The organism is Bradyrhizobium sp. STM 3809 (genome assembly GCF_000239795.1).
Lineage (GTDB): Bacteria > Pseudomonadota > Alphaproteobacteria > Rhizobiales > Xanthobacteraceae > Bradyrhizobium.
In genome coordinates, this window is record NZ_CAFJ01000218.1 from 1 (window position 1) to 10,827 (window position 10,827).

The 10,827-nt window shown below is 67.0% G+C and carries 10 protein-coding genes; 4 read left to right on the plus strand and 6 right to left on the minus strand.

Going from position 1 to position 10,827, the window contains the following annotated elements; all coding sequences use genetic code 11:
• Positions 1 to 49: 49 nt before the first annotated feature.
• A complete protein-coding gene (locus BRAS3809_RS11875; RefSeq protein ID WP_008962339.1) occupies positions 50 to 409 on the plus strand; it encodes an endonuclease domain-containing protein in 360 nt (119 codons plus the stop codon).
• 361 nt (positions 410 to 770) lie between these two features.
• Here the strand turns inward: BRAS3809_RS11875 and argF are convergent, their stop codons facing one another.
• The gene (gene argF / locus BRAS3809_RS11880; RefSeq protein ID WP_008962340.1) at positions 771 to 1,697 is read right to left on the minus strand and encodes an ornithine carbamoyltransferase; all 927 of its coding nucleotides are present in this window, start codon (positions 1,695 to 1,697) and stop codon (positions 771 to 773) included.
• 8 nt (positions 1,698 to 1,705) lie between these two features.
• Positions 1,706 to 2,917: an aspartate aminotransferase family protein gene (locus tag BRAS3809_RS11885; protein ID WP_008962341.1), complete on the minus strand. Its 1,212-nt coding sequence runs from the start codon at positions 2,915 to 2,917 to the stop codon at positions 1,706 to 1,708.
• 474 nt (positions 2,918 to 3,391) lie between these two features.
• Between BRAS3809_RS11885 and BRAS3809_RS11890 the strand changes: the two genes are divergently transcribed.
• Positions 3,392 to 3,910 (plus strand): GcrA family cell cycle regulator, encoded by a 519-nt coding sequence (locus BRAS3809_RS11890; protein ID WP_035656147.1) that lies wholly within the window; start codon positions 3,392 to 3,394, stop codon positions 3,908 to 3,910.
• A gap of 97 nt (positions 3,911 to 4,007) precedes the next feature.
• Here BRAS3809_RS11890 and BRAS3809_RS11895 read toward each other — a convergent pair whose 3' ends face one another.
• The 4 genes from BRAS3809_RS11895 to BRAS3809_RS11910 all read right to left on the minus strand — a co-directional run bounded on the left by BRAS3809_RS11895 (position 4,008) and on the right by BRAS3809_RS11910 (position 8,571).
• Positions 4,008 to 5,315: an ATP-binding protein gene (locus BRAS3809_RS11895; RefSeq protein WP_008962343.1), complete on the minus strand. Its 1,308-nt coding sequence runs from the start codon at positions 5,313 to 5,315 to the stop codon at positions 4,008 to 4,010.
• A 28-nt stretch (positions 5,316 to 5,343) separates the two neighbouring features.
• Positions 5,344 to 6,399, minus strand: a complete 1,056-nt coding sequence (locus tag BRAS3809_RS11900) for a lysylphosphatidylglycerol synthase domain-containing protein (protein ID WP_008962344.1) — start codon at positions 6,397 to 6,399, stop codon at positions 5,344 to 5,346.
• A gap of 467 nt (positions 6,400 to 6,866) precedes the next feature.
• Positions 6,867 to 7,172, minus strand: coding sequence for a hypothetical protein (locus BRAS3809_RS11905; protein WP_008962345.1), 306 nt, complete (start codon positions 7,170 to 7,172; stop codon positions 6,867 to 6,869).
• A gap of 4 nt (positions 7,173 to 7,176) precedes the next feature.
• The gene (locus BRAS3809_RS11910) at positions 7,177 to 8,571 is read right to left on the minus strand and encodes an OmpA family protein (RefSeq protein WP_008962346.1); all 1,395 of its coding nucleotides are present in this window, start codon (positions 8,569 to 8,571) and stop codon (positions 7,177 to 7,179) included.
• A gap of 166 nt (positions 8,572 to 8,737) precedes the next feature.
• On the opposite strand from BRAS3809_RS11910, the gene BRAS3809_RS11915 reads away from it, so the two are divergent.
• Positions 8,738 to 9,796 (plus strand): polysaccharide deacetylase family protein, encoded by a 1,059-nt coding sequence (locus BRAS3809_RS11915; protein ID WP_008962347.1) that lies wholly within the window; start codon positions 8,738 to 8,740, stop codon positions 9,794 to 9,796.
• A gap of 121 nt (positions 9,797 to 9,917) precedes the next feature.
• On the plus strand, positions 9,918 to 10,727 hold the full coding sequence (locus BRAS3809_RS11920; RefSeq protein WP_008962348.1) for an SDR family oxidoreductase: 810 nt from the start codon (positions 9,918 to 9,920) through the stop codon (positions 10,725 to 10,727).
• Positions 10,728 to 10,827 lie beyond the last annotated feature (100 nt).

Below are 10,827 nucleotides of genomic sequence, written 5' to 3' on the forward strand. Positions count from 1 at the left end.
TCCGTATACCGTCGCGTGCGAGGGTTAGTCCGGGTGAAAGCGTGGGGTCATGCCATCACCGCCGCATCATCGACCGGCTGGCAAGCGCATCCGCAGCTTTGCGAAGGCGATGCGCCAGGCGCCGACTGAGGCCGAGGCCGCGATGTGGCGGCTGCTGCGCGATCGGCGACTGTCTCAGTTCAAGTTTCGACGCCAAGTGCCGTTTCGCTCCTATATCCTCGACTTCGTCTGCTTCGAGCAACGGCTGGTGATCGAGATCGATGGAAGCCAGCATGCGGATTCCATAGGAGATCGGGCGAGAGACGAGGTGCTGGCCAGCGAGGGCTTCAGAGTTGCGCGGTACTGGAACAATGATGTGCTCCTGCAACGAACGGCAGTTTTGGAGGACATTCTCGCGAAGCTGAGCTAGCCGAGAGAGCCCCCTCACCCGAGGGTGCCGCTCGATCTCGAACGATCACTCAACTCATCGATCAGCAACCGCGATCGCGTCAGCCCCAACACAGTGCCCATGACTGCGCCCTCTCCCCTTGTGGGAGAGGGCTACACCGGCACAAACTCAAAGCTCGCTCGGGTGAGGGGTTCGTGCCACAAACTCAGCCCTGTGCCCGGGGCAACCCCTCACCCGGTTTCCATGCTGCGCATGGAAACCACCCTCTCCCACCCTGGCGAAGCTTTGCTTCGCCTTGGGGGAGAGGGTGCACCGAGGGTGGCGCGCGAACTCGAACGATCACTGAACTCATCGACCAGCAATCGCGATCGTTCATCGGCGCCTATGCCCGCTCGCCGAAGCACCAAGCTAAAATGCCCTTCTGGGCGTGCAGGCGGTTTTCGGCTTCGTCGAAGACGACGGACTGCGGGCCGTCGATGACGTCGTCGGTGACCTCCTCGCCGCGATGGGCCGGCAGGCAATGCATGAACAACGCCTCGGGCTTGGCCAGCGACATCAGCTTCGAATTGACCTGATAGGGCTTCAACAGATTGTGGCGGTGCTCGCCGTCCTTGTCGCCCATCGAGACCCAGGTGTCGGTGACGACGCAGTCGGCGTTCTTCACCGCGATCTCCGGATCGTGGCCGAGATGGATGTCGGCGCGGGTGGCGCGGATGAAGTCCTTCATCGGCTTGCCGGGCGACAGCTGCGGCGGGGTGGCGACGTTGAGCCTGAACTTGAAGCGCTCGGCGGCGTGCGCCCAGGAAGCCAGCACGTTGTTGTCGTCGCCGGTCCAGGCCACGGTGCGGCCCTCGATCGAGCCGCGATGCTCCTCGAAGGTCATCACGTCGGCCATCACCTGGCAGGGATGCGAGCGCCGCGTCAGGCCGTTGATCACCGGCACGGTGGCATGCGCGGCGAGCTCGAGCAGCGCCTCGTGGCTGAGGATGCGGATCATGATCGCGTCGACATAGCGCGACAGCACGCGCGCGGTGTCGGCGATGGTCTCGCCGCGACCGAGCTGCATCTCGGTGCCGGTCAGCATGATCGCCTCGCCGCCGAGCTGGCGCATGCCGACGTCGAACGACACCCGCGTGCGCGTCGACGGCTTGTCGAAGATCATCGCCAGCACCTTGCCCTCGAGCGGCTTCTTCGCCGGCTCGTTGGCCTTCAGCGTCTGCTTCATCCGGCTGGACAGCGCCAGCATGTTGCGCAGCTCCTCGACCGGCATCTCGGTGAGATCGAGGAAGTGACGCGGCGTCTTGCCCATGGTCTTGCTCATGATGCGGCCGCCTGTCTGGCAGGGCCGCCCGACAGCGCCGTGCAGGCGCGATCGAGCATGTCGACCGACTGTTCGATTTCGGACTCGTTCACGATCAGCGGCGGCAGGAAGCGCACGACGTTGTCGCCGGCGCCGACGGTCAGCAGCTTCTGATCACGCAGCGCCGCCACCAGATCACCGGACGGCACCACCGCCTTGACGCCGATCAAGAGACCTTCGCCGCGGATTTCCGCGATGATGTCGGGATGACGGTCCTTCACCGCCGCGAGCTTCTGCTTCAACAGCAGCGACATCCTGCGGACGTGATCGAAGAAGCCGGGCGCCAGCATCACGTCGAGCACCGCATTGGCCGCCGACACCGCCAGCGGATTGCCGCCGAAGGTCGAGCCATGCGAGCCCGGCGTCATGCCCGAGGCCGCCTCGGCTGACGCGAGCACCGCGCCGATCGGGAAGCCGCCGCCGAGCGCCTTGGCGAGCGACATGACGTCCGGCGTGACGCCGAGCCAGCGATGCGCGAACAGGTCGCCGGTGCGGCCCATGCCGGTCTGCACCTCGTCGATGACGAGCAGCAGGCCGTTGTCGTCGCAGAGCTGGCGCAGCGCCTTGTAGAAGGTGAGCGGCGCGGTGCGCACGCCGCCTTCGCCCTGCACCGGCTCCACCAGGATGCCGGCGGTGTGCGGGCCGATCGCCTTCTTCACCGCCTCGATGTCGCCGAATGGAACCTGATCGAAGCCGTCCATCGGCGGGCCGAAACCCTCGAGATATTTCGCGGCCCCCGTCGCGGCGAGCGTCGCCAGCGTGCGGCCGTGGAACGCGCCTTCGAACGTGATGATCCGGTAGCGTTCGGGATGACCCTTCGACGCGTGATATTTGCGCGTGATCTTGATCGCGCCTTCCATCGCCTCGGCGCCCGAATTGGCGAAGAACACGTAGTCGGCGAAGCTCTGCTCGCACAGCCTGGCGGCGAGACGCTCGCCATCCGGGCTCTTGAACAGGTTCGACATGTGCCACAGCTTGGTCGCCTGCTCCTGCAGCGCCTTGACGAGATGCGGATGCGCATGACCGAGCGAGTTCACCGCGACGCCGGAGGTGAAGTCGAGATAGCGATCACCATTGGTCGCGATCAGCCACGCGCCCTCGCCGCGCTCGAACGAGAGATCGACCCGGGCGAATACGGGGAGAAGATGCGTAGCAGCAACACTCGTCATGACAATCACATGCGTTGACGGGCCGGCCGGGACACGCGCCATGCGATGCCATCGCGCATCAGGGACCCCACCCTGGAAAACAAAATGTGCCGCCTTTTCAAGGCGGCACGTGCACCTATTGTATGCGCACGGCGCTTGGAGTCAACTACGCGTCGTCTGATCGGTCGCCGCGCGGTCCGTGACATTGCGGGCGCATGACACAGCTCAACGCATGTCACACGGAACCACGGAATGTGTGGACTGTGGGCTCCGACTCTTGCGCGGGAGTCACGCCATATTGTAGCGTTTTTAACGTCGAGTACGACATCTCGTGCGGCAGTTCTGATCCCTCTTGGAGTTTCTTTGTTCGCGTAACGTCCGGGTGCTTCACGCGCTCCCGGCGAGGGATAAGGGATTCTGCCGGCAGGGGTTTTTGAGACAGATATCGCAGCGCCGTCCCAGAATTGGCCGGCGCAACGCGAAGGGAAAGGTTCGATGACGGTATTGACCTGGTCCGACGATCGCGTCGAGCAGCTGAAGAAACTCTGGGAGGCCGGGCTGTCGGCCAGCCAGATCGCCGCGGAACTCGGAAACGTGACGCGCAATGCCGTGATCGGCAAGGTGCACCGGCTGGGACTGTCCGGCCGCGCCAAGAGCCCGGCGACCGCGGCTCCGCGCCAGCGCAAGGCGGCGGCCCGTCCGGCCCAGCCGATGATGCGGGTGGCGCGTCCGGTGGCGCGCGGCAACACCGCGCTCGCACAGGTTTTCGAGGTCGAGGCAGAGCCCGATCCGGTTGCATTCGACAACGTCGTCCCGATGAACCAGCGGCTGTCGCTGCTCGAGCTGAACGAGGCGACCTGCCACTGGCCGGTCGGCGATCCCTCCAGCCCGGACTTCTTTTTCTGCGGCGGCAAGGCGCTCGCCGGCCTGCCCTATTGCGCGCAGCATTCGCGCGTCGCCTATCAGCCCGCGGCCGACCGCCGCCGCCAGCCGTCGAAGTCGCCGACGCGCTGAGGCGCGCACGGCAGCGCGGCGACGAGAACGGCTCGCACGTCAACTAACAACTGATGGGGATGGCCCGGCCTGCGCCGGGCCTTTTTGCATGGTGCGGTCAGGACCCGCGCTGGGGTCGCGACTGCGGGAAGCAGGCCGTGAACGACGCGCCGTTGCGCGGCACGCTCTCGATCAGGAGCCGGCCGCGATGGCGGTTGAGGATGTGCTTGACCAGCGCCAGGCCGAGGCCGGTGCCGCCCTGCGCGCGGCTGTCGCCGACGTCGACGCGATAGAAGCGCTCGGTCAGGCGCGGCAGATGCTCGGGCGCGATGCCCGGACCGAAGTCGCGCACCTTGACGCGGATCTCCGGCGCGTTCTCGGCCGAGACGGCCTGCTCCAGCGACACGATCACGCGGCCGCCCGAGGCGCCGTATTTCAGCGCGTTCTCGATCAGGTTCTCGAACACGCGCAGCAGTTCCTCGCGATCGCCGGCGATGGTGACCGGCGTCTCCGGCAGGCTGGTCTCGATCACCACCTGGCGTTCCCTCGCCAGCGGCTCCAGCCCATCGGTGACCTGGCGGATGATCGGGACGACGTCGACCAGCGTGTCGGGGCGGACATGGGCGGACAGCTCGACGCGCGACAGCGACAGGAGATCGTCGATCAGCCGCGCCATGCGCGTGGCCTGGGCGTGCATGATGCCGAGGAAGCGCTCGCGCGCCTTGGGGTCGTCCTTGGCCGGGCCCTGCAGCGTGTCGATGAAGCCGGAGAGCGCCGCCAGCGGCGTGCGCAGCTCGTGACTGGCATTGGCGACGAAATCGGCGCGCATCTCCTCGACCCGGCGCAGCGGCGTCAGATCGCGGAACGTCATCAGCATGCACTTGTCGGCGCTGCCGAAGGCGGTGGGGACCGGCACCGGCGTGATGATCAGCTCCATCCAGCGGTCGACCGGCACGTGGTCGTGATAGCTGGCGCGGCGGATCTCGGTGGTGGCGATCGCCTCGCGCAGCGCGGTGATGATCTCGGGCGTGCGCAGCGCGAACTGGGCGAGCTCGCCCTTGCGCAAGGCGGGCGCGAGCTGCGCCGCCGCGGCGTTGAGATGGATGACGCGGCCGGCCCGGTCGAGCAGCACGGCGGGATCGGGGATGCCGTCGACGAGGGCGCTCACCGCGGGCGACTCCACCGGACTGGCGAGCCGCTCCTCCTCGCGCTTGGCGACCGCGCCATGCAGCCGCCACGGCACCAGCGCCGCGCCGGCGATGCAGAGGAACACGGCGAGCGCGCGCAGCGGCAGCAACTCGTCGAGCAGCACCAGGCCCGCGAGCGCCAGCGCGGCGGCCAGCAGGATGATGGCGGCATGCCGCAGCCGGTCCGGCCACGGCGCGAAGACGGTCATGGCGGAGTGGGAGGGAGCGTCGAGCGCCATGGCGTCCTAGTCTGCTCCCATGATCGCGTCAGGCACCGGAATCTCTGCGCTTCCTCACAAAGGCGGCCTCGGGCGGAGGGCCTGGATCGAGGCTGAGCGCCGCCTGGCGCAGCCGCTTCGACCTGGCGCTGATGATAACCTCCCGAAACGTCAGCAGGATTACAGAAATGAGGAACGGCGCCAGATAATACAGCATCCGGAACAGCAGCATTCCGGCCAGGAGCTCCTCGCGGTCCATCTGCCAGAGCCCGACCAGCATCGCGGCGTCGAACACGCCGAGCCCGCCCGGCGAGTGGCTGGCGAAGCCGAGCAGGGTCGCGGAGACGAAGATCACGGCGACGACGACGAAGCCGAGATTGGGCTCGTCCGGCACCAGCACGTACATCGCGAGCGCGCAGAACCCGAGATCGACGATGCCGATCGCGATCTGCAGCAGGGTCAACGGGCCGCCAGGGAGCACCACGGTCCACGGGCCGCGGCCGACCACGCGCGGCCTGGTCCACACCCAGGCGACATAGCCCATCAGGCCGATCAGGATGGCGATCGCCACCATGCGGTTGACCGAGGGCGGCAGCTGGTCGATCGAGGCCGCGGCCTCCGGATGATAGCTGATGCCGAGCCCGAGCACGGCGGCGTTGCCGAGCCAGAAGGTCAGGCCGGCGAGAAAGCAGATCTTGGCGACGTCGATCGCGTTCAGCCCATGGGCCGAATAGATGCGATAGCGCACGGCGCCGCCGGTGAACACGCTGGCGCCGACATTGTGGCCGATCGAATAGCTGGTGAAGGCGGCGAGCGCGTTGATGCGATACGGCACGTGGTCGTGGCCGATCGCACGCACGGCGAACAGATCGTAGAACGTCAGCGTGAAATAGCCGGCGGCGACGAACAGCGCGGCGAGCGCGATCTGATGCGGCTCCGTGCTCTTGATCGCCTCGAGCACCTCGTAGGTATCGATGCCGCGCAGCATGTGGTAGAGAACGTAGCAGGCGACGGCGATGACCGCGATGCTGACCAGCACGCCGAGCTTGTGCAGCACTTGCTTCTCGCGCAGGAACGTGGCCGCTCTGCGTATGGCTTCAAGCATCGACACCTCTCACCGTGATCCGATCACGACGGCCGGGGACAGGGCGCCCTGGAGGTCGCCACGTCATGTGCGCATACAACGCCGTGGTAGCGCGTTTCGGCGCAAGGGGGAACATGGCGCGTGTGAACGGTGCGTACACATGGACATACTTAGCAGGCTTCGCGTAAAGGCGATGCACCGTTTTGCCGCATATGGGGCGGATCACACGGGACCGACCACATCCGGCCGAACACGTCGGGCCGACCGCATGGGGGCAGAACATGAACGCAACATGGGGGCGACGGTGGTCCCGTTCAACCTGCGCGCCCCGGGTTAAACTTCGGTGAGGAGAGGCCCTCCCCGCAGTTTTCGGGGGGCGTGCATGGACCGTTGGACGCATGACGCAACGATAAGCGTGCGCTGCCGCTTTGGCAGGCCGCCAGGCTCTCAAACCTTCGTGTCTCGCAACCGCACGACCGAGCGATCGGTCAGGCCGCCGAGCGCCGCCGCATGCTGCGCGTGACGACCAGCGCGCGCAGCCAGCTGCCGATGGCGCAGCCGACGAGATAGGGCACGAACAGGATCAGCAGCAGTTCGAGCCAATAGCCGGGCCGGCCGGGCACCCAGCACGCCACCGCGGTCGCCACCAGCGCGGCCGCAATCGCTCCGAGCAGCCAGGTCAGCCAGCCCGAGACGGCCGGCGCGCGATGCACCACGGCGATCCAGCCCATCGCCAGCCCGATTGCGAAGGCGCCGGCCAGCCAGCCCCAGTGGAAGGCCACGAGAAAGGCCATGTCGTCACCTCACCACGAATTCGATACGCCGGTTTTGCGCCCGGCCGTCGGCGGTATCATTTGACGCTATCGGCTGGGTGCTGCCATAGCCGATCGGCGTGAAGCGGTCCGCCGGCAGCCCGGCCTTGACCAGATAATCGGCCACCGCCTGGGCGCGCTTCTGCGACAGCACCTGGTTGGCCGCCGAGTCGCCCTCGGCGTCGGTATGGCCGATGATGTCGACATTGGCGGTCGGGCAGCGGAAGGCGATCTCGACCAGGCGGTCGAGCAGCCCGGTGGAGTCGCGGTCGAGGTCGCTGCGGCCGGTCTCGAAGCGGATCTTGGCCTTGCCGAGCACGTCCGAGAACAGCTGCTGGCAGACCGTCGGATCGACCGGCGCGGCCGCCGGCTTGACCGAGATCTCGGCCTTCACCTGCCAGCCCTGCGGCACGTCCTTGGCGAGCCCGGTCCTGATCTGGGCCGCGGCCGCGTCATACAGCGCGTCGCCGGAGATCTTGATGTCGCGGTCGGAGACGACCAGCGTGCCGGTCGACAGCCGCGACAGCGCGCCCAGCGCCGGCACCACAGCGTTGACGAAATTGGCGGGCGCGCCGACGCTGTTCTTGAGATTGTCGACGACCTTCTCGCTGAAGAACTTGCGCGACGAGGCGCCGACGACGACGGCATGGATGTTCTCGTCCGGCACGTTGCCGGACAAGGTCACCGTGACCGCGACCGGATCCTTGTAGGCCTGGAAGATGTAGGGCGGCGCCTTGACCTCGTTGCTCGCCACCTTGAAGCCGTCCGGCAGCTTGGCCAGCGCCGCTGCGAGCGCCTCGCGGCCGCCGAGTTCGCGCGCCATGCCTGAGAGCGTGACATCGCTGTCGGAGATCGTGAACTTGCCGTCCTTGAGCTTGCCGATCTGGCCGATCAGGAGCAGCGCGGCATCCTCGAAACGCGGCGGCGCGCCGCGCGCCAGCCCCATCTGATCCGCCACCTCCACGCCTGGCAGCGCCGCGCGCGTCGCCTCGACCAGCCGGCCCTTCAGCGCCGGCAGCGGCGCATTGCCGCCCAATGTCACCCGGACGACATCGCGTTCGGCCGACCAGACGAACGGCTTGGCCTCCGGCACCAGCCGGGTCTGGTCGTTGACGAGACGCACGCCGGCGACGCCATCGACCGCCGCCACGGCGTCGCGGCGCCCCGTCTCGGAGAAGGCATCGGCCCGCAACGACACGTCACGGCCGTCGACGGCAATGCTCGTCTTGTCGAGCACGGCGCCCTTGAGCGCGGCCGAACTGCGGCTCGCGAGATCATTTTCGAGCGGAACGGTGCTGGTCCAGGCGGCAAAGCCCCAAAGCACGATCAGCGGGATGACGCCGGGCCACCATTTGCCGCTCCACCTGAAAAGTCCGCGCATTCGTCATCCGTCGCATCGAGGAAGCAGAGAGAAAACAAACCCTTGCAGGCCTGTCAAACCGGAAATGAGGCGCGCCGCAAGGGGACATTGCGACCGCCGGGCTAAGGTTTTCTTCAGTCATTCGCAGGTAACCTTGTCCCGACATCCACCGGGCCGCTTATTTCAGATGAGGCGATTTCGCAAAACCTTTATCCGCGCCGGCCTGGAAGCGCTGTATCTCAGCGGCGCGCATGTCTGGCTGCGACCGATCTTCGCGGGCGTCGGCGCGATCTACACCCTGCACCACGTGCGGCCGCGCCGCGACGCCGATTTCCAGCCCAATTGTCATCTCGAGGTCACCCCCGAATTCCTGCGCGAGATGTTGACGCATCTGCGCGACCACGACATCGAGATCATCACGCTCGACGAGATGCATCACAGGCTGGTGGAGAAGAACTTCGCCCGGCGCTTCGCCTGCTTCACCTTCGACGACGGCTATCGCAACAACCGCGACTTCGCGCTGCCTGTCATGCGCGAGTTCGACGCTCCGTTCACGATCTACGTCACGACCGATTTCGCGGAAGGCCGCGGACGGCTGTGGTGGGTCACGCTCGAGCGGATCGTGGCGAAGGCCGAGGTCATCGAGGTCCAGATCGGCGGCCTGGCCCTGCGGCTCGATGCATCGACGTCAACCGCCAAATGCGTGACCTTTCAGCGCCTGCATGACTGGCTGCGCTCGCTGCCGGGCGAGCACGACATCCGGCGCGAGATCAGCGCGCTATGTGCCCGGCACGGCGTCGATGAAGCTTCGGTCTGTCGCGATCTCTGCCTGTCCTGGGACGAACTGCGCGCGCTCGCGGACGAGCCTCTGCTCTCGATCGGCGCGCATTCGGTGAGCCACTGCAATCTGGCCAAGCAGACCGAGGAGACGGCGCGCGGCGAGATCACCGGCAGCCGCGCACGGATCGAGGCCGAGCTGCAGCGGCCGGTGCTGCACATGGCCTATCCCTATGGCGACCGCGCCGCCGCCGGGCAGCGCGAATTCGTGCTGGCCGCGGCAGGCGGCTACAAGACCGCCGTCACCACTCGCCCGGGCATGATCTTCGCCGAGAGCGCCGAACATCTCACCGCCCTGTCGCGCGTGTCGCTGAACGGCCATTACCAGGATGCCCGCGTGCTGCCGGTCCTGACCTCCGGCGCCGCAACGGCGATGTGGAACGGCTTCCGCCGCATCGACGCGGCATAGCCAGCGGCCTGTTGGTCTGCCGCTCCGGCTGAAACCGCCTGCGGCTTGGCGCGACTGCGTCTCACTTGACAGTACCGGCGCCTCCCGCCCACAAGCGCAACCGACAACAAAGGGAGGCATCATGCTCAAGAACCTGTTCTCGCTCGACGGACGCGTCGCGCTCGTCACCGGCGGCTCGCGCGGCATCGGCAGGATGATCGCATCCGGCCTGCTCGCGCATGGCGCGGCGCGGGTCTACATCACCGCGCGCAAGGCCGGCCCGTGCGAGGAGACGGCCAAGGCGTTGACGGCCGAGTATGGCGGCGAATGCATCGCGCTGCCGATCGACATCTCGACCATGGCCGGCATCGACATGCTCGCGGCCGAGATCAAGAAACGCGAGCCGAAGCTCGACATCCTCGTCAACAATGCCGGCGCTGCCTGGGGCGCCGAGTTCGACGAGTTTCCGGAGAGCGGCTGGGACAAGGTGATGAACCTCAACGTCAAGACGCCGTTCTTCCTGACCAAGGCGCTGGCGGCGCCGCTGCGCTCGGCCGCGAGCGCCGAGCGGCCGGCCAAGGTGATCAACATCGCCTCGATCGACGGCATCTTCGTCAACCCGCTGGAGACCTATTCCTACGCCGCGAGCAAGTCCGGCCTGATCCATCTGACGCGGCGCATGGCGGCCAAGCTGATCAAGGACCACATCGTGGTCACGGCGATCGCGCCGGGTCCGTTCAAGTCCGACATGAACAAGGCCGCGCGCGACCACGCCGACGAGGTCGCCACGCGCGTGCCCGCGGGCCGCATCGGCACCGACGAGGACATGGCGGGCACCGCGATCTTCCTGGCCTCCCGCGCGGGCGACTATGTGGTGGGCAACACGATCGCGGTGGACGGCGGGATCGTCTATGCAAACCCGGGCATTCCGGGCGCGGGCTGGGATAGTTGAGGCCGGGCTCACGCCACTCGAATGCTTCGCTCCCTCGCCCCGTTCTTACGGGGAGAGGGTCGGGGTGAGGGGCAGCCGCACGGGTGGTGCTTCTTCCGTG